General features: G+C 73.3%; 16 protein-coding genes. 8 read left to right on the top strand and 8 right to left on the bottom strand.

Translation table 11 applies throughout. The annotated features are described in order from the left end of the window. Positions 1-113: 113 nt before the first annotated feature. Complete coding sequence (locus ACFY6U_RS26450; protein WP_390042073.1) at positions 114-2,204, bottom strand: HelD family protein; 2,091 nt, start codon at positions 2,202-2,204, stop codon at positions 114-116. 372 nt (positions 2,205-2,576) lie between these two features. Here ACFY6U_RS26450 and ACFY6U_RS26445 point away from each other — a divergent pair, with 372 nt between their 5' ends. Both ACFY6U_RS26445 and ACFY6U_RS26440 read left to right on the top strand, forming a co-directional pair. Beyond that, the gene (locus ACFY6U_RS26445; protein WP_351484294.1) at positions 2,577-2,762 is read left to right on the top strand and encodes a hypothetical protein; all 186 of its coding nucleotides are present in this window, start codon (positions 2,577-2,579) and stop codon (positions 2,760-2,762) included. A gap of 150 nt (positions 2,763-2,912) precedes the next feature. Next, complete coding sequence (locus tag ACFY6U_RS26440; protein ID WP_390042433.1) at positions 2,913-4,034, top strand: glycosyltransferase 87 family protein; 1,122 nt, start codon at positions 2,913-2,915, stop codon at positions 4,032-4,034. On the opposite strand, the gene ACFY6U_RS26435 is transcribed toward ACFY6U_RS26440, so the two are convergent. Then, positions 3,992-5,635 carry a DNA repair helicase XPB gene (locus ACFY6U_RS26435; RefSeq protein WP_390042071.1) on the bottom strand — a complete coding sequence of 548 codons (1,644 nt, stop codon included), beginning with the start codon at positions 5,633-5,635 and terminating at the stop codon, positions 3,992-3,994. The genes ACFY6U_RS26440 and ACFY6U_RS26435 overlap by 43 nt on opposite strands. 233 nt (positions 5,636-5,868) lie before the next feature. Between ACFY6U_RS26435 and ACFY6U_RS26430 the strand changes: the two genes are divergently transcribed. Then, positions 5,869-6,417 (top strand): hypothetical protein, encoded by a 549-nt coding sequence (locus ACFY6U_RS26430; protein WP_390042070.1) that lies wholly within the window; start codon positions 5,869-5,871, stop codon positions 6,415-6,417. A 280-nt stretch (positions 6,418-6,697) separates the two neighbouring features. Here ACFY6U_RS26430 and ACFY6U_RS26425 read toward each other — a convergent pair whose 3' ends face one another. Next, on the bottom strand, positions 6,698-9,241 hold the full coding sequence (locus ACFY6U_RS26425; protein ID WP_390042068.1) for a helicase-associated domain-containing protein: 2,544 nt from the start codon (positions 9,239-9,241) through the stop codon (positions 6,698-6,700). A 244-nt stretch (positions 9,242-9,485) separates the two neighbouring features. Here ACFY6U_RS26425 and ACFY6U_RS26420 point away from each other — a divergent pair, with 244 nt between their 5' ends. From ACFY6U_RS26420 to ACFY6U_RS26410, 3 genes are all read left to right on the top strand, one after another. Beyond that, positions 9,486-9,692, top strand: coding sequence for a hypothetical protein (locus ACFY6U_RS26420; RefSeq protein ID WP_390042067.1), 207 nt, complete (start codon positions 9,486-9,488; stop codon positions 9,690-9,692). 70 nt (positions 9,693-9,762) lie between these two features. After that, the gene (locus ACFY6U_RS26415) at positions 9,763-10,677 is read left to right on the top strand and encodes a hypothetical protein (RefSeq protein ID WP_390042065.1); all 915 of its coding nucleotides are present in this window, start codon (positions 9,763-9,765) and stop codon (positions 10,675-10,677) included. 353 nt (positions 10,678-11,030) lie between these two features. After that, positions 11,031-11,660, top strand: a complete 630-nt coding sequence (locus tag ACFY6U_RS26410) for an HAD family hydrolase (RefSeq protein WP_390042063.1) — start codon at positions 11,031-11,033, stop codon at positions 11,658-11,660. On the opposite strand, the gene ACFY6U_RS26405 is transcribed toward ACFY6U_RS26410, so the two are convergent. Then, complete coding sequence (locus tag ACFY6U_RS26405; RefSeq protein WP_093501502.1) at positions 11,633-11,887, bottom strand: hypothetical protein; 255 nt, start codon at positions 11,885-11,887, stop codon at positions 11,633-11,635. The two genes, ACFY6U_RS26410 and ACFY6U_RS26405, sit on opposite strands and share 28 nt — an antisense overlap. Before the next feature lie 188 nt (positions 11,888-12,075). On the opposite strand from ACFY6U_RS26405, the gene ACFY6U_RS26400 reads away from it, so the two are divergent. Then, positions 12,076-12,459 (top strand): cold-shock protein, encoded by a 384-nt coding sequence (locus ACFY6U_RS26400; protein WP_093501504.1) that lies wholly within the window; start codon positions 12,076-12,078, stop codon positions 12,457-12,459. Between the two features lie 51 nt (positions 12,460-12,510). On the opposite strand, the gene ACFY6U_RS26395 is transcribed toward ACFY6U_RS26400, so the two are convergent. The 4 genes from ACFY6U_RS26395 to ACFY6U_RS26380 form a co-directional block, all read right to left on the bottom strand. Then, the gene (locus ACFY6U_RS26395) at positions 12,511-13,362 is read right to left on the bottom strand and encodes a 1,4-dihydroxy-6-naphthoate synthase (RefSeq protein ID WP_351484284.1); all 852 of its coding nucleotides are present in this window, start codon (positions 13,360-13,362) and stop codon (positions 12,511-12,513) included. Further along, complete coding sequence (locus tag ACFY6U_RS26390) at positions 13,349-14,098, bottom strand: futalosine hydrolase (RefSeq protein ID WP_390042061.1); 750 nt, start codon at positions 14,096-14,098, stop codon at positions 13,349-13,351. Before ACFY6U_RS26390 ends, ACFY6U_RS26395 begins: the two co-directional genes overlap by 14 nt. Then, complete coding sequence (locus ACFY6U_RS26385) at positions 14,068-14,541, bottom strand: DUF2771 domain-containing protein (RefSeq protein ID WP_351484281.1); 474 nt, start codon at positions 14,539-14,541, stop codon at positions 14,068-14,070. The genes ACFY6U_RS26390 and ACFY6U_RS26385 overlap by 31 nt, the downstream gene beginning before the upstream one ends. Before the next feature lie 62 nt (positions 14,542-14,603). Continuing rightward, entirely contained in the window at positions 14,604-15,941 is a 1,338-nt protein-coding gene (locus ACFY6U_RS26380) for an MFS transporter (RefSeq protein WP_390042431.1), read from the bottom strand. A gap of 647 nt (positions 15,942-16,588) precedes the next feature. Here ACFY6U_RS26380 and ACFY6U_RS26375 point away from each other — a divergent pair. Next, positions 16,589-17,515, top strand: a complete 927-nt coding sequence (locus ACFY6U_RS26375) for a DUF3027 domain-containing protein (RefSeq protein WP_351484279.1) — start codon at positions 16,589-16,591, stop codon at positions 17,513-17,515. Positions 17,516-17,626 lie beyond the last annotated feature (111 nt).

Below are 17,626 nucleotides of genomic sequence, written 5' to 3'. Positions count from 1 at the left end.
ACGTCCGGCTGCGCCGCCCGGACCTGGCCGCCCGCTTCCCCGGGCTGCCGGACGCCGTACTGAAGGCCCTGCCGGAAGGGGAGCAGGCGGGCCGGCGCCCGGGGACCCGTGCGTCAGGTCAGCTGCGTCGGCAGCGGGGCCGTGTGGGTCACGATCAGGCCGGAGACGGCTCGGGTGAGGGCCACGTACAGGCGGCGCAGGCCGGTGCGTTCGTCCGGTTCGCCGTCGACCACGGCCTGGGGCTCGTCGAGGACCACGTAGTCGTACTCCAGGCCCTTGGCCAGTGACGCCGGGACCAGGGTGAGGCGGGTCTCGGCCGTGGTCTCCTCGCCGGGGGCCAGGTGGCCGATGCCCGCCGCCGTCAGCGCCGCCGCGAGCTCGGGCACGCGCGCGTCCGCCGCGATCAGCCCCGTCGAACCCTCGTTGCGGAGCAACTCCTCGCACGCGGCGACCACTTCGGCGGTGTCCGTGACGGGCCGGAGTGCGAAGAAACCCGGGTTCTCACGGACCGAGGCGACCGGGGTGAGGCCGGGGGCGATGTGCGGGAGGAGCCGGGAGGCGTAGGTGATGACGTCGGTCGGGACGCGGAAACCCGCCGTCAGTTCCTCGATCACGCCGTCGGTCTTGCCGAGGTGGGACAGGGCCTCGGCCCAGCTCCGCGTCGCCCAGGGTGTGGTGCCCTGCGCCAGGTCGCCGAGAACGGTCGCCGAACCGGTGGTGCAGCGGCGGCCGACCGCGCGGTACTGCATGGGGGAGAGGTCCTGCGCCTCGTCGAGGACGACATGGCCGAGCGAGTGGGTGCGCTGGACCAGGTCCGTCGTCTCGTCGATCAGCACCGCGTCCGCGGCCGACCACCTGGCCGCCTTGACGCCGCGCACCGGCTTCGCCCAGAGGATCGTCTTCTGCTCGTCCTCGTCGAGGATCCCGGCGGCGTGCTCCGCGAGGAAGTCCGCGTCCGTGAGCAGGCGCAGCACGAGCTTCGCCGGGTCGACCGGCGGCCAGACCTGCTTGACGGCCGCCTTCACCGCCGCGTTGCGGGCCACCGAGTCCTGCACACGGTCGTCGGGCGCCTCTCCCGCGCGTTCCATCTGGACCAGCACGGCGTGCGCGATGCGCTGCGGCAGGGCCTCGCGCGCGGCGCCGTACCGGATGCCCCGGTCCAGCAGCTCGCGGACGATGTCCTCCAGTTCGTACGCCGGGACCCGCCAGCGCCGGGAGCCGCGCACCACCACGACCGGTTCGGTGGGCGGCGTGACGTGCGCGTAGACGGCCCTGCGCAGGACCTCCGCCATCCGGGCGTCGCCCTTGACGACCGCGGCGGGGGCGTCGTCGGTGCCGCGGATGTCGACGTCACGGGCCACCAGGTCGTCCACCGTCGCCTGCTGCACGGCCAGCTCGCCCAGCGCGGGCAGCACCTGCTCGATGTAGTGCAGGAAGGAGCGGTTCGGCCCGATGACCAGGGTGCCGGTGCGGGCCAGCCGCTCCCGGTGGGCGTAGAGGAGGTACGCGACCCGGTGCAGGCCGACGGCCGTCTTCCCGGTCCCCGGGCCACCCTGCACGCACACCGTTCCGCCGAGCCCGCTGCGCACGATCTCGTCCTGCTCGGGCTGGATGGTCGCCACGATGTCGCGCATCGGGCCGACGCGGGGGCGCTCGATCTCCTGCTGGAGCAGCTTGCTGGTGCGGGCGGCCTCGGCGGGGTCGGAGAGGTGCTCGTCCTCGTACGCCGTGATGTCGCCGCGGGTGTACCCGAAGCGGCGGCGCAGCGCGACGTCCATCGGGTCCTTCTTGGAGGCCCGGTAGAACGGCTGCGAGACCGGCGCCCGCCAGTCGATGACCATCGGGTCGCCGTCGTGGTCGTGCACGTGCCGGCGCCCGATGTAGAAGCGCTCGCCGTACGCACCCTCGGCCTGGTCGGCGCCGGGGGCGTGCAGGTAGTCGAGGCGGCCGAAGAACAGCGGGGTGTCGCTGAGGTCGGCCAGCGCCTTGATGCGCTCCTCCATCTGGCGGGCGAGGACCTCGGCGTTGACCCAGTTCGCGGTGACGTCGCTGATGTCCAGCGACTCGACGTCCTCGCGCATGGCACGCAGGGCGGCGCGGGACTCGGCGAGATGGGACCGTTCGCGGGAGAGGGGGTCGGGGAGGGGGTCGGGGAGGGGGCCGGGGTGCGGGTCCGTCAGCGGGTCGTGGGCGGGCGTGGACAAGGGGGTGCCTCCGAAGGCCTGCGGGTCGATGGCGCTCAGGTGTGGGTGGCGCACAGGTGGCGATCAGCCGACCGGTTTCCGTCCGGCAACGTAGGGGCGGCCCGTAGGGCCTCGGTTGAGGGTGGGGGTGGGAGACGGGTGGGCCGCACTCCGGGGAAGGTGGCGGGCAAGAGCGGAGATTGTAGTGAGGTGGGGGTGGGGGAGGCCAATGGATTTCCTGAAGCACCCGCCCCGCGACCCCTAGGGGATGCGTCACCCCGAGGGTGGGCCGGAGGTGGGGGACGGCGTCCATCGGGGGGTGGACCGGGGGGTGCCGGAAATTGGACCCGTGGACCGATGCCGTACCGACGCCCGAAGTTCCACCATTGAGACATGAGCGCAGCAACCATCCACCCAGCCCCCAGCAGTCCCCCGGGCGCCACAGCCCTCGACGGAGTCCCCCGACCCCACCACCGCCTGGGCGACGCCCTGCGTGCCGTCAAGGTCTTCGTCAGCGCGGCGTTCAGCGTCGCGATACTCGGTGAGTACGGCGAGGAAGCAGGCATACGCCGCAAGTAACGGCATAGTGTCACCCCCGTGCCGAACCGGACGGTGACGTCACCCCCCGCCGCCTCCTCCCGCTCACCTCTGCCTCTCCTCCTGTCCCTCTCCTTACTGACGGTCTCCCTCTGCTCCTTCGCCGCCCTCTGCATCCTGCTCCGCGCCCCGATGGCCGACCTGTTGGTCTACCGGGCCGAGGGCGAAGCCGTGGTCCACGGCGGTGATCTGTACGGCTTCACGGTCACCGAGTGGCGGCTGCCGGCGACGTATCCGCCCTTCGCGGCGGTCCTGTTCGTCCCGACGATCGGGATCCCAGTCCCGGCCCTGAAGGCCCTGTTCCTCGCGGGCAACGCGCTCCTGCTCGCCTGGCTCCTCGCCCTCTCCGCCCGTCTGGCCGGCCGCGCGGCACCCCTCCCGCTGCTGTGCGCGGCGACCGCACTCGCCCTCTGGCTGGAGCCGGTCTTCCAGACGCTGCTCTTCGGCCAGGTCAACCTGGCGGTCACCGGCCTGGTCCTGTGGGACCTCATCCGCCCGCCGGGCGCCCGCGCCAAGGGCCTGGCCCTGGGCATCGCGGCGGGCGTCAAGCTCACCCCGGCGATCTTCATCGTCTACCTGTTCCTCACCGCACGCAGAAAGGAGGCAGCCACCGCGACGGCGTCCTTCACGGGCACGGTCCTGCTCGGCGCCCTGCTCCTCCCGGCGGCCACCGTGGACTTCTGGACGCGACGCCTGTTCGAGACCGGCCGGGTCGGCAAGGTCTGGATCATCGACAACCAGTCGCTCCAGGGCCTGGTCGCCAGGGCGACGGGCACGGCGGCACCGGGCCTGGCCTGGGTGCTCCCGGCGGCGCTGGTGGCGGCGGCGGGCCTGTGGCTGGCCACCCGCGCCCGTCGCGTCCACGGCTCCGACCGCTGGGGCATCCTGCTCACCGCGTTCACGGCCCTGCTGGTCTGCCCGATCAGCTGGTCCCACCACTGGGTGTGGTGCGTCCCGCTGCTGGCGGTTCTGCTGGCCGAGGGGCGAACCCTCCTCGCGGCTTCGGCGGCACCGGTCTTCACGGCCCGCACGATGTGGCTGGTGCCCCACGCGGGCGACCGCGACCTGCACCTGCCGGGGTGGCAGCAGCCGTGCGCGTCGCCGTACCCCCTGCTGGGGCTGACGTTGCTGGCGGGCGCCGCGGTCGCCCTACGACGGCGGAGCGGCACCCTGCGGGACAGTCGGCCCGGCGCCGCCCCGCCAGGCGGCTCTCAGCCCTCCGCGAGCAGCTCGTCCGCGTCCATGATCCGGTAGGCGTACCCCTGCTCCGCCAGGAACCGCTGCCGGTGGGCGGCGAAGTCCTGGTCGATCGTGTCGCGGGCGACGACGGAGTAGAAGTGGGCCTGGTGGCCGTCGGCCTTGGGGCGCAGCACCCGTCCCAGCCGCTGTGCCTCCTCCTGCCTCGACCCGAAGGTGCCCGACACCTGGATGGCGACCGTCGCCTCCGGCAGGTCGATGGAGAAGTTGGCGACCTTCGAGACGACCAGCACGCTGATCTCGCCCTCGCGGAAGGCGTCGAAGAGCTTCTCGCGCTGGGCGTTGGAGGTCTCGCCCTTGATGACGGGGGCGTTCAGGTGCTCGCCCAGCTCGTCGAGCTGGTCGATGTACTGGCCGATGACGAGGATCTGCTGCCCCGCGAAGCGCTTCACGATCGCCTCCGTGACCTTCCGCTTGGTCGCGGTGGTCGCACAGAAGCGGTACTTCTCCTCGGTCTCGGCGGTGGCGTAGGCCAGCCGCTCGGAGTCCGTCAGGTTCACCCGCACCTCCACGCAGTCGGCGGGTGCGATGTAGCCCTGCGCCTCGATCTCCTTCCACGGAGCGTCGAACCGCTTGGGCCCGATGAGGGAGAACACGTCCGATTCCCGGCCGTCCTCGCGCACGAGGGTGGCCGTCAGCCCCAGCCGCCGGCGCGCCTGCAGGTCGGCGGTGAACTTGAAGACAGGAGCCGGCAGCAGATGGACCTCGTCGTAGACGATCAGACCCCAGTCGCGGGAGTCGAAGAGTTCCAGGTGCGGGTAGACGCCCTTCCGTCTGGTCGTGAGGACCTGGTACGTGGCGATCGTGACGGGCCGGATCTCCTTCCGCGTCCCGCTGTACTCACCGATCTCGTCCTCGGTGAGACTCGTCCGCTTCACCAGTTCGTGCTTCCACTGCCGCGCGGAGACGGTGTTGGTGACGAGGATCAGGGTCGTCGACTTGGCCTGCGCCATGGACCCGGCGCCCACCAGGGTCTTCCCGGCCCCACAGGGCAGGACGACAACCCCGCTCCCGCCGTGCCAGAAGTTCTCCACGGCCTGCTTCTGGTACGGCCGCAGCGCCCAGCCGTCCTCGGCGAGCTCGATCGGGTGGGCCTCCCCGTCCACGTACCCGGCGAGGTCCTCGGCGGGCCAGCCCAGCTTCAGCAGGGTCTGCTTGATCTGCCCGCGCTCGGAGGGGTGCACGGCGACGGTGTCGGGGTCGATCCGGGCGCCGACCAGCGGGGTGATCCGCTTGGAGCGCAGGATCTCTTCCAGGACCGGCCGGTCGGTGGTGGTGAGCACCAGTCCGTGCGCCGGGTGCTTGCTGAGCGTCAGCCGCCCGTACCGGTCCATCGTCTCGGCGATGTCGACCAGCAGCGCGTGCGGCACCGGATAGCGGCTGTACTCGACCAGCGCGTCCACGACCTGCTCGGCGTCGTGCCCGGCCGCCCGCGCGTTCCACAGGCCCAGCGGGGTCACCCGGTAGGTGTGGATGTGCTCCGGCGCCCGTTCCAGCTCGGCGAAGGGCGCGATCGCCCGGCGGCAGTCGTCGGCCCGCTCGTGGTCGACTTCCAGGAGCAGTGTCTTGTCGGACTGGACGATCAACGGACCATTCACGCGCTGCACCCTTTCCGTTCGGCCCGTGCGGCCATCGCCATGGCGGCCATCGTCACGGGCCAAAGTTCCAGTGTGCCTCATACGCGAACGATCACCTTCGCCGTTCGACGGAACGTGCACCGCCGGTGACCGGCTTCTGGAGATGCCTGATCGTCCGGTGCAACCTTGGGTCCGTTTCGGGTGTCATGTCCGAGGGGGCCACGGACGGGCGTGGCCCCGGTGGGGAGGCTGGGGTGACGTCCGTACGCATCTGGGGTACCGGCGCGGGGGCCGTGGTGGTGCTGGTGGCGACCGGGGTGTGGGCGCGTGGGTCGAGCGCGGTGGACGCCGGGCTGTGGGCCCAGGTGCGTCCCGCGATCGAGGCGCGGCTGGTGACGGAGATGACCGGGTCCGGGTACGCGGAGACCGACGAGCCCGCGCTCAGGGCTCGCTGGTTCTGCCGGGCGGAGGCCCTGGAACTGGAGGAGAGCGGGGGCCGGGTGCGGGCCGGCATCGACACGCTGTGCCTGGAGTACGGCGCTGACGGCGGCACCCTGATCGAGTGCAGCGGCGCGCAGACACCGCAGGTGGTCCGGCTGGTACGGGATCCGGCGAACGGCGGTTTCCGGGTCCTCTCCGCGCAGGAGCCGCCGGACGGCGAGGGCTACGGGGAGTGGGAGGAGACCCACTTCCGCCCTTACGCTGCCGCTCGGCTCGACCGGGAGATGCCGTCCGCCGGTCTGCGGGCTGCGGCCCGCGCCCACTTCGGCCTGCCGGCCGGGGCGCCGGTGCGGGACTGCTAGCCGGGCCGCCGAACTGTGAAGCGCCCCGAGCTGAAGCGCCCCGAAAGGGGCGCGGGGCCGTGCCGATATGCGGCTGCCGCCGCGTGGGCGCGACCGGCCGCGACGGCGCCGCGGACAGTCCTCCGACGCACCGGCGCGGGACTGTTGGCCCGAGAGTGAGGCGCCCCGAAAGGGACGCTGGGGGTACCCCCGGCCGAAGGCTGGGGGAGGAACCGCGCGACCAGCCACGACGCAGCTGCAGCCGAACGACGGCACATCGCGGCTTCCCCAGCGGGGCGCTTCAGCCCTCCGCGAGCTCTGCCACGCCCGTCACGCGGTGCAGGGGATAGGTGCGGACTTCGTCCGCCGTGTGGTCGTACGCCGTGACGAAGCCGCCCTCCACGCGGATCGGGGCGATGACGCGCTGGCTGGCGGTGCCCTCGGCGTTGACGTAGCCGATCCAGAGGGTGTCGCCGGTGAGGACGGCGGCCTGCATGGTGGCCAGGGTCTCGGCGGCGGTGGTGCGCGGGAGTTCGCCGCCCCTGACGGCGGCCCCGGCGGCCCCGGCGGACTTGCGCGGGGTGGTCGCGGCGAGGTCGCCCGCGCGGATCGCGCGGATCGCCGCCGCGAGGAGGGTGGAGTCCGGTGGCGGCGGGCCGTCCGGGACCGGCTCGGGGGCCGTCCGGGGCGGGGTGCGGTGCGCGTGGGCGCGGGTGATCAGGACGTCGCCCTCGGCGGACTCGGCGGCGGGCGCGTAGCCCATCGCGCGCAGGCCCTCCAGGAGGGCGGCCGGGTCGGCCTGGGTGGCGAGCACCGTCGGGGCCAGGCGGCGCAGGCGCAGACCCGACGCCCGCTTGTCGGCCATGATCTCGTTGAGGACGGTGTCGTCGTCGCAGCGGACGTACGCCGAGGCCGCGCCCACCCGCAGGTGTCCGTGTCTGCGGGCCACGTCGTCGATCAGGTACGCGAGCGGCTGCGGGACCGGCGTGCGGGAGTGCGTGGCGAGGAACGCGTGCAGGTCGGAGGCGGTCTGGCCGGCGTCCAGGGCGCGGCGGACCGAGGCGGGCGTGAAGCGGTAGACCGTGGCGCCGCCCTTCGACTCGACGTCGGCGAGGATGCCCAGCGCGTCGGCGAGCGGGCGGCGCAGCGGGCCCGGGGCGACCGCGGTCAGGTCGGCCTGGAGCAGGACGTGGTCGAGGGGTTCGGGCAGGAGCGGGGCGAGCAGCCGGCCGGCGGCAGCGGTGGCGACGGCCTGCTCGGGCGGGGAGAGGGGTTCGAGGGCGGGGGAGAGGTGGTGCCGGTGCACCGGGAGCTTGTCGCCCGGCCCGGACGGCTCCGCGGCCTGCCCGGGCGTCTTCTCCGCGGCCGGTGCGCCGAGGAGCGCGCGGCCGTGTGCCGACAGCGCCCCGCGCCCGGTCACGCCCAGCAGCTCGGCCTCGGACAGGGTCCAGCGGGCCAGCCGGGTGCGCAGGTCGTCGCCGTGCTGCTGCGGGCCGCGCAGCGGGCGTTCCCAGCGCAGCCGGGCCAGCACCGATTCGGGGGCCGGGGCGGCGCCCTCCGGGAGCGCGGCGAGGAGAGCCAGGACCCGGTGCCGTACCTCGGGGGCGGCGGAGCGGTCGAGGCCGGGGCCGAGCGCGGACAGGGCGCGGTCCTTGGCGTCCCGGCCGCCGACCAGGCCGGAGGTGCGGGTCGCGGTGAGCCAGGCCTCCGCCAGCTGGGCCCAGCGCTCGGCCGGCGGGCGGTCCAGCCACTCGTCGTAGGCGGGGGTGGCCGCGAACCGTTCGTCGGCCTCGCCGTCGGAGGCGAGCAGCCCGGCCGCGCAGGCCAGCTCGACCCAGAAGGCGGCGACCGGCTCGGGCACGTCCAGGGCGACGGCCGTCCGCTTGAGGTCCCGGACGCTCAGGCCGCCGGCCCGCAGCACCGCGGGACCGCCCTCGTCCCAGTCCTTCAGCAGCTCCTCGACGGTCGCGAGGGTGGTGTAGGCCTGCCCGGCCGCGGTCGCGTCCACAACCTGTGGACGGTGGGCGGCGGCAGGCTCGACGGCGGGCGGCACGGGCTCCGGTTCGCGGTGGGCGCGGCCCTCGCGCAGGTGCAGGGCGACCTCGCGGGGGAGGACCACGGTGCCGGGCGCGGTCGGCAGCAGCAGGCCGCGGTCGAGCAGCCAGCGCAGGTGGGCGGCCGGTTCGGGGGTGATCTGCCCGTACGGCGGCCCCCAGACCAGCCGGGCGAGGACCTCGCGGGACTCGGCGGGCGCTGCGGCGAGCAGCTTCGCCATCTTCTTCCGGTGGCCGAACAGCTTGGTGAGCGCGTCCACCGCGGAGACCGAGTCGTGCGTGGAGGGCAGCCCGGCGGCGGCCACGATCTCCTGGATCCGGCCCGGCGACATCCCCGAGGTGGCCTCCCGGACGGTCGGGCCGAGACCGGTCGGCGACGGGTGCTGCGGGGACGGGGCGAGCACCTCGCGGGCGGTCCGCACCAGCCGCAGCCGGTCGTCGTCGCCCCACACCAGCGCCTGGTCGCGGAGCGCGGCGACGGCCCGCGGCAGCTCGCCGGCGACGGCCGCATCCCCGCCGTCCCCGGCCATCAGGCCCAGCAGCTCCTGGTACGACGCCGGGTCGCCGGCCACCGCCAGCGCCTCCGCGGTCTGCAGGGCGAAGCGGTCCAGCCGTTCCAGGGCACGCAGCACCGAGGCGCGGGTGCCGGCCCGGGTGGCCAGTTGGGTCAGGTCGGTGGGGACGGGGGTGATGAGGTCGGGGCGGGCACGCAGCAGTACGGCCAGGGAGGCGTCGTCCCTGGCCCGAAGCGCCTCCGCGAGGGAACGCGGCGGGGTGGCCGGGTTGCTCATCCGACCCACGGTAGCGGGTGCGGGCCGGGCACCGGGATCACCTGTCCCGCGGCCGTTTCTGTGTAAGGGGCAGCCACGGGGCGAACGGAACGTTGCGGAGATGTCCGGCGAATGGATTTCAGGGGGAGGATCACGGCACCTCTGGCAACACCCGGCACCCGGTCGTCACCCTGGGCTCCCTGACCGCCGCGCGATGTCAACAACGCGGTGGACACGGCGATTCGGGGGACTGGACGTCGGCGGCATGCCGCCCACCCTCGAAGGCGTCGAGCAGGGCACCTACCCGTACCGGCAGACCGAGTACGCCTGCACCTATGGCGAACCGCCCGCCGGTTCCATCGCCGCCTTCCTGCGCCACCTCACCGACCAGGACGGCAAGGACATCCTGCGCGAGTACGGCAACCGCCCCTGCTCCGAGACCCGCTACCCGCTGGTGTGCAGGCCGACATGAGCCGTGGCCTGCGCTACCGTCGTTCCGGCGGGGTAATCCAAGGCAACGTACCGGCCCCGGAGGGGACTTCGTGGGTATCGAGAGCGATCAGGTCGTCTACGAGTATCTGAGCCGGGTCGGGGACATCGCGCACCAGCGCCAGTTGTCGTCGGCCGAGCGGATGCGACTGGTCTCCGGGCTGCGCAACGACATCGACCGGCAGCGGGCGAAGGCGACCGTCGACAGCCCGGCCGCGGTACGGCGCATCCTGGACCGGCTGGGCACGCCCGACGAGGTCGTCGAGGCGGCGGGCGGTACGACGGCGAGCGCCGCACCGCAGGCGCCGTCGGGCGCGGTCCCCGTCCAACGGGACGCGGAGCCCGCGGCACCGGCCGAGGACCTGCGGCGCGTCGTACCCCGCCCCCGGCCCGCGGAGCCGGACGGCGCGGCGGCGCCGCCGGACTGGTGGCGGGTGGACAGCAGCCCGTTCGGGGACGGCGACGGCGTGCCGGGGTTCGTCGGCGGGGTGGAGATCCCGGAGCTGCTCAGCAGGCCCCGGCTGCGGAAGGCGGAGCCGCCGGAGGACGAGCCGGAGGAGGCCGCCCCCGCCGTGGAGGAGGCCGCGCCGTCCGGACGACGCAGACTCCGCGTCGTCCCCCGCCCCGCCACCGGCTGGAGCAACCCCCTCCTCCTGCTCGCCGCCGCCGCGCTCGTGGTGGGCGCGGTCCTCGGCAACTGGTTCGCGCTCGTCCTCGGCTGGGCCATCGCCTACGGCTCCCGGCGGCTCACCCCGGCGGAGACGAAGCTGGCGGTGATGTGGGTACCGGGGCTGTCCGTCGCGGCCGGGCTGGTGTGGCTGTGGGGACGCAGCGCGGGGCGGTGGGGCGCGCCGATCGCCCAGGGCCAGATGAGCGGTGCGGTGGGAGAGACATGGCCGTGGGTGGTACGGGGCGCTGCGCTGGCCTCGGCCGTGTATGTGGTGTGGCGGTCCCAGAAGGCGCGGTAGGGGAGGTCCGGCGCGGCAGGGGGGCCGGTTGTCGGGCGGCTGGAGGTACCCCCAGTGCCCCTGACGGGGCGTTGCGCCTGGCCTCGGCCGTCCATGTGCGGTGTGGTCGCGAAGATCGCGGCAGGGGTGGGGTGGCCGGTTGTCGGGCGGCTGCGGGCCGGTCGCGCAGTTCCTCCCCCGGCCTTCGGCCGGGGGTGCCCCCAGCGCCCCGGAAGGGGCGCTGCCCCGGCCGTTTCTTTCCGGCCGGCGCCGGTAAGCGTCCCCACCCCGGCCCCAGCCCCCACCAGCGCCAGCGTTCCCCGCGCACCTCAGCCCCCGCCCCCGGCGTCCCCCCACCCTGCACAATGGCGCATATGACTCCTCGCCCCCTCACCGTCGGTTTCGATCTCGACATGACGCTCATCGACTCCCGTCCCGGAATTCACGCCACCTACCTGGCGCTCGCCGAGCGGACCGGGACGTACATCGACGCCGATCTGGCGGTGACCCGGCTGGGGCCGCCGCTTGCCGAGGAGTTGGTCCACTGGTTTCCGGCCGAGCGGATCGCGGAGGTGAGTGATCTGTACCGGGCGATGTATCCGGAGATCGCCATCGCGGCGACGCCCGCCATGCCGGGTGCGCGCGAGGCGATCGCGGCCGTGCGGGACGCCGGTGGGAAGAGCGTGGTGGTGACCGCGAAGTACGAGCCCAACGCGAAGCTGCACCTCGGCCACCTCGGCATAGTCCCGGACGCCGTCGTCGGCGACCTGTGGGCCGAGCAGAAGGCGGTGGCGCTGCGCGAGCACGCCGCGGGCGCGTACGTCGGCGACCACGTCGGAGACGTACGCGGGGCACGCAAGGCGGGAGCCCTGTCGGTGGCGGTCGCCACCGGGCCCTGTGACGCCGGGGAACTGCGCGCGGCCGGCGCCGACGTGGTGCTCGCCGACCTCACCGAGCTGCCCGCCTGGCTGGCCGGCTACCGGGAGGACGCCTCCCGCGCCTGACGGCGTCCGGCCGCGACCGACTGGAGCACTCCGGCGGCCGCGACCAGGAAGCCGACGCCCATGAGCATGCTCAGCAGGTACATGTACGTCGGAAAAGGCTTCGCACCGAGGAACAGCGGTATCACGGTGACGAGTGTGGCCACCGTACCGATGAAGAAGACCACGGCTCCGGCACGGACCAGTCGGTCACCGGGCCCGGCGGAATTCGCTTGGGTTTTGTCACGCACTCGACCAGGGTAGTTCCCTGCCCGAAGGAACAACCGGGCGACGTCTTGTCACGCGCCCGAAGACCATTAGCCTTGGTACCGGCGGGTCGTGGTCGACCCGCCCGAGTGCTATCAAGGCCCGTTCCAGAGCTGTTGCATTCAGAAGTTTTCCGAGCAGTTTCCGACGAGATACGAGGACGAGGACAGACGTGCCTACCGGCAAGGTCAAGTGGTTCAACAGCGAGAAGGGCTTCGGCTTTCTCTCCCGCGACGACGGCGGTGACGTCTTCGTCCATTCCTCGGTTCTCCCCGACGGGGTCGACGCACTCAAGCCGGGCCAGCGCGTGGAGTTCGGCGTCGTCGCCGGTCAGCGCGGTGACCAGGCGCTGTCCGTGGTCCTGCTCGACCCCACCCCGTCGGTCGCCGCCGCCCAGCGCAAGAAGCCGGACGAGCTGGCCTCGATCGTGCAGGACCTGACGACCCTGCTCGAAAACATCACGCCGATGCTGGAGCGCGGCCGTTACCCGGACAAGGCCGCCGGCGCGAAGATCGCCGGGCTGCTGCGCGCGGTCGCGGACCAGCTGGACGTGTAGCCGTGCGAGAGGCATATGCCTCTCGGAAGCGGGTAAGTCCCGTGCGTTTTTCTAGGGGAAATCGAGTGCGTGCGGGCCGAGGGGCGGGACGAGTCCCTCGGCAGCCGCGCGGGTGAGCAGTCCGCGCACCGCCGCGTAACCGTCCTCGCCGAGTTCCGAGGTGAACTCGTTGACGTAGAGACCGATGTGCTGGTCGGCGACGGCCGGATCCATCTCCTGGGCGTGCGCCATGACATACGGCCGGGAGACCTCGGGATCGTCCCAGGCCGCGTGGACGGAGGCACGGATCGAGTCGGCGAGGCGGGTGAGCGCCTCGGCGCCCAGCGAGCGCTTCGCGATGATCGCGCCCAGCGGGATCGGCAGGCCCGTCGTGTTCTCCCAGTGCTCGCCCATGTCCGCGAGCTTGTGCAGGCCGTAGTTCTGGTACGTGAAGCGCGCCTCGTGGATCACGAGCCCCGCGTCGACCTTCCCGTCCCGCACGGCCGGCATGATCTCGTGGAACGGCATGACGACGATCTCGCCCACGCCACCGGGGAGGGTGTCGGCGGCCCAGAGGCGGAACAGCAGGTAAGCCGTCGACTTCTCGCTCGGCACGGCGACCGTACGGCCGGTCAGGTCCGTCCCGGCCTCCCGGGTCAGCACCAGCGGCCCGCAGCCCCGCCCCAGCGCGCCCCCGCAGGGCAGCAGCGCGTACTCGTCGAGGACGTACGGCAGCACGGCGTACGACACCTTCAGCGCGTCCGACTCGCCGCGCTCGGCCATGCCGTTGGTGATGTCGATGTCCGCGAAGGTCACGTCGAGCGCGGGCGCGCCCGGGATCCGGCCGTGGGCGAGGGCGTCGAAGACGAAGGTGTCGTTCGGGCAGGGCGAGTACGCGATGCGCAACGGGTCAGCGGTGGTCATGTGCGTTCCAACTCTCCAGGGCGGGCACGAGCTTCCCGAAGGCCTCGGTCAGGGCGGCCAGGGCGTCGCCGATGCGCCAGGCGGCACGGTCGCGGGGGCCGACGGGGTTGGAGACCGCGCGCAGTTCCAGCACGGGCACGCCGTGCGCGGCGGCCGCCTCGGCGACGCCGAAGCCCTCCATGGCCTCGGCGAGGGCGCCCGGGTGCCGGGTCCGCAGTGCGGCCGCGCGGGCGGCGGTTCCGGTCACCGTGGAGACGGTGAGTACCGCTCCAGGGCGGGCTCCGGTGGCCTGAGCTGTAACTCGTACGAGTGAATTTGGTGGGCGGTGACTGACGGTGCCGAAGCCCAGTTCGGTGACCGGCAGGAACCCCTCGGCCGTCTCGGCGCCCAGATCGGCCGCGGTGATCTCGTCGGCGACGACCAGGGAGCCGACGGGGGCCTCCGGCTGGAAACCGCCGGCGATCCCGGCGGAGACGACCAGCGCGTAGGGGCGGTCGTCGAGGGCGGCGGCGGTGAGGGCGGTCGCCGTGCCGGCGGCGGCCAGGGCCGGACCGACCCCGGCGGCGAGGAGGTCGTACCCCCCGGCGGTGCGCAGCAGCGTCGCGGCCGGCAGCCGTACCTCTTTCGGACGGGTGAACGCCCGGGCCACCGCGTCCCGTTCCGCCGGGACCGCGGTGGCTACGAGGATCCGCGCGGCGGACGTGGTCAGGCGTCCTTCTTGAGCTTGAAGGACCACAGGCCCAGCACCGACTTGTCGCCCTCCTTGATGGAGACCAGGGTCGAGTTGCCGGAGGCGCCGTACTGGGCGTTGAAGAACACGCTGCCCGGGATCGTGCGGTAGGTCTTGGTGCTGGAGTCGGTGAGCGCCTGACCGTTCATCAGGATCGTCCAGCCGTTGTCCGCGATCTTCGGGTCGACGCCGAAGCGGACCGTGTCGTCCGGGTCCACCTTGATGGACTTGATCCCGGTGTCCTTCAGACACTTGGTGAGGGATTCCGTGTCCAGGGCCTTGCCGTCGTTGTAGCAGGTGGCCTCGGAGTTGACCGAGTTCGTACCGACGGTGATCGTGGCGATCGGCGTCGGCTTGTCACAGGCCGACAGGACGAGCAGTCCGGCGGAAACGGCGCCGGCGGCGGCGACGACGCGGCGGCGTCGCGAGCGGGATTGCAGCGTGGTCATGGCCGAAGGCTATCGGGCGCTCCGGGCCGTCTCCCCATGTGGGGTACGGCGTGCCCGGTTCGTTACGCCACTCGCGGGCGGGTGCCGTGCCGGGCGGAGCTGAGCAGGCCGCGCAGGGTGGCCAGCCAGCCGGCCGCCACGATCGCGGCGGCGACCACCAGTCCCAGGGTGCCGTTCAGCGGCATCACGATGCCCACCGCGCCCCCGAACACCCAGGCCACCTGGAGCAGCGTCTCCGAGCGCGCGAACGCGGACGTGCGCACCAGTTCCGGCACGTCCCGCTGGATCAGCGCGTCCAGCGAGAGCTTGGCCAGCGCCTGCCCGAAACCGGCCATCGCCGCCAGCACCGCCACCAGGAAGGCGCCGAAGAACAGCGCCGCGACGATCGCCGTGCCGAGCACCAGGGCCACCGCCGCCACGATGATGATCTCCGGCGCCCGGGAGCGCAGCCACGACCCGACGGCCGTACCGAGCGCGTTGCCGGCGCCCGCCGCGACCCCGACGATCCCGAGCGACACGGCCGCGCTCTCGCCGGTCAGCGGGTGCTCGCGGAGCAGGAACGCCAGGAAGAAGATCAGGAAGCCGGAGAGGCACCGCAGCGCGGCGTTGGCGCCCAGGGCGTGGGTGACGGCGGGCCCGACCGTCCGCAGTCCCGGCCGCCTCGTCTCCTTGCGGAGCGGGCCGTGCAGGTGCTCCTCGTCGGCGGCGAGCAGCGCCACGTCCTCGCCCTTGGCGGAGTCGACCTTCGGGGGGAGGGAGAAGGAGAGAAAGGTTCCCGCCACGAAGATCACGAAGGCGCCGTAGAGCGGCCACGGGTCGCCGATCGCGTGCAGCCCGGCCCCGACCGGGGCGGCGACCCCGGTGGCGAGCAGCCCGGCGAGGGTCACCCGCGAGTTGGCCTTCACCAGCGAGAACCGGGGCGGGAGGAGTCTGGGCACGACGGCACTGCGCACCACGCCGTACGCCTTCGACGCGACCAGCACCCCGAGCGCGGCCGGATACAGCTCCAGGCCGCCGCCGGCCACCGCGCCCGCGATGATCAGCGCGAGCAGCGCCCGGGCGAGCATCGCACCGGCCATCGCGGCCCGCCGGCCGTGCGGCAGCCGGTCGAGCAGCGGGCCGATGACAGGGGCGAGGACGGTGAAGGGCGCCATGGTGATGGCGAGGTAGAGCGCGACGCGGCCGCGGGCCTCGTCGGTGGGCACGGAGAAGAACACGGTGGAGGCGAGCGCGACGGTGATCATCACGTCCCCCGCGCCGTTGACCGCATGCAGTTCGATCAGCTTCCCCAGCCCGGACTCGCCGGCGCCGTGCGCGTGGGTGGCCTTGCGGATGCCGCGGGCGGTACCGGTCACCGGCAGGTGCAGGGCACGGCCGACCGAGCGGACGGCACCGCGCATCCGGCCCGCACCGCTACCGACCCCGACGGTGCGTTGGGGTGACCTCGCGGTTGCCACGTGCTTCATAGTGCCCTGAGAGTGCAGTTCCTAGTGCACTTTGTGACCAAGCGAGTCGCAGGGACGCCGGGGGCAGGGGGGTTCGCTCACCGGCGCTGGCCGGGTGCCGCTGCGCCCACCCGTGTCGTCCTGCGGCACGCCTGCCCGCAGCCGGGTGGGACGCGGCTGGACAGCGCCCGGCCAGGGGCGCTGGGGGTACCCCCGGCCGAAGGCCGGGGGAGGAACTGCGCGACCAGCCCCCACCCACCCGTACCCGTCCCACAACCGGCCACCACCCCAGAACACACCTCCACCCGCACTCAGAACACGCCCCCACCCGCGCCCCCGAAACGCACCCCCCACCCGCACTCCGAAACGCTCCGCCACCCCACCCCCGTCGGCTCTCCCCCACCCCGCTCGCACGCCGGACTGTCCCCCACCACCGGCGACGGGGTAGCGTGCGTATCTCAGCCATAAAGCAGAATGGATGGCATAGGTGCGCCCGAGCGCGATCGGACGCGGACGTCGATGCGGCCCACAGGTCCGCTCCGTCCGCCCCACCGCCGGAGGCAACCGCACTCGTGAGACGGCGTAGGAGAGAAGCGATACCTGTGAGCGCAGCGACAACGCGAAGCCGCACCCCCGACCGTCTGTGCGCCGAGGCCGTCGACCTCGCCCGTGGGGCCGCCGAGGAGGCCGCCGCACCGGGGGTGGTCGGCGAGCACGCCGGAGCGGTGGCCGAGGGCGATCGCGTGGTCACGCACTTCTTCGAGTGCAAGGAACTGGGGTACCGCGGCTGGCGCTGGGCGGTGACGGTGGCCCGCGCCTCCCGCGCCAAGGTCGTCACCCTGGACGAGGTGGTCCTCCTCCCCGGCCCCGACGCCCTCCTCGCCCCCGAGTGGGTGCCGTGGAGCGAGCGGCTGCGCCCCGGCGACATGGGCCCCGGCGACCTGCTGCCCACCGAGGCCGAGGACCTCCGCCTGGAGCCCGGCTACACCGGCGAGGACGGACCGGAGCCGAACTCCCCGATCTCGGCGGAGATGGAGGAGCTGGCGGAGGCGGAGGACGCCGAGGTCACCGCGGGCACGCCCGCGCACCTGCCGACGGTCCCCTCCCGCGGCACCATCGCCTCGGTCGCCGAGGAACTCGGCATGCGCCGCGCCCGGGTCCTGTCCCGTTACGGCCTGCACATCGCCGCCGACCGCTGGGAGGATGCGTACGGCGCCAAGACCCCCATGGCCCAGGCGGCCCCCGCCACCTGCGTGAGCTGCGGCTTCCTCACCCCCATCGGCGGCTCCCTCGGCCAGGCCTTCGGCGTCTGCGCCAACGAGTTCTCCCCGGCCGACGGCCGGGTCGTCTCCCTCTCCTACGGCTGCGGCGGCCACTCGGAGGCCGCGGTCATGCCGAAGCCGCCCCAGCCGGCCCCGCCGGTCATCGACGAGACGAGGGTCGACCCCTTCCCCCTCCGCCCCGCCTCCGACTCCGGTTCGGTACCGGCGACGGAGGACGAGACGTCGGCGGAGCTGGGCCACTCGTAGCCGACACCGCTTCGGCCGAGCCGCCCGCGATGTGCGGGCGGCTCAGAGGCCCGGGTACGTGGCCTGGACGACGTGGACCCGCCGGGCCCCGGTTCGGGTGCTTCCTGGCGG

The organism is Streptomyces sp. NPDC013157, assembly GCF_042899865.1.
GTDB lineage: Bacteria > Actinomycetota > Actinomycetes > Streptomycetales > Streptomycetaceae > Streptomyces.
The sequence above is the reverse complement of the archived record's forward strand: the minus strand, read 5'-3'. Positions and strand labels throughout refer to the sequence as shown.

Coding starts and splice junctions, on each gene's coding strand:
- ACFY6U_RS26395 (WP_351484284.1), bottom strand. CDS start 13,362: ATGACCACCGCTGACCCGTTGCGCATCGCGTACTCGCCCTGCCCGAAC.
- ACFY6U_RS26380 (WP_390042431.1), bottom strand. CDS start 15,941: ATGCGCGGTGCCGTCCGCTCGGTCGGCCGTGCCCTGCACCTGCCGGTG.
- ACFY6U_RS26425 (WP_390042068.1), bottom strand. CDS start 9,241: ATGAGCAACCCGGCCACCCCGCCGCGTTCCCTCGCGGAGGCGCTTCGG.
- ACFY6U_RS26385 (WP_351484281.1), bottom strand. CDS start 14,541: ATGACCACGCTGCAATCCCGCTCGCGACGCCGCCGCGTCGTCGCCGCC.
- ACFY6U_RS26410 (WP_390042063.1), top strand. CDS start 11,031: ATGACTCCTCGCCCCCTCACCGTCGGTTTCGATCTCGACATGACGCTC.
- ACFY6U_RS26420 (WP_390042067.1), top strand. CDS start 9,486: ATGCCGCCCACCCTCGAAGGCGTCGAGCAGGGCACCTACCCGTACCGG.
- ACFY6U_RS26445 (WP_351484294.1), top strand. CDS start 2,577: ATGAGCGCAGCAACCATCCACCCAGCCCCCAGCAGTCCCCCGGGCGCC.
- ACFY6U_RS26440 (WP_390042433.1), top strand. CDS start 2,913: ATGGCCGACCTGTTGGTCTACCGGGCCGAGGGCGAAGCCGTGGTCCAC.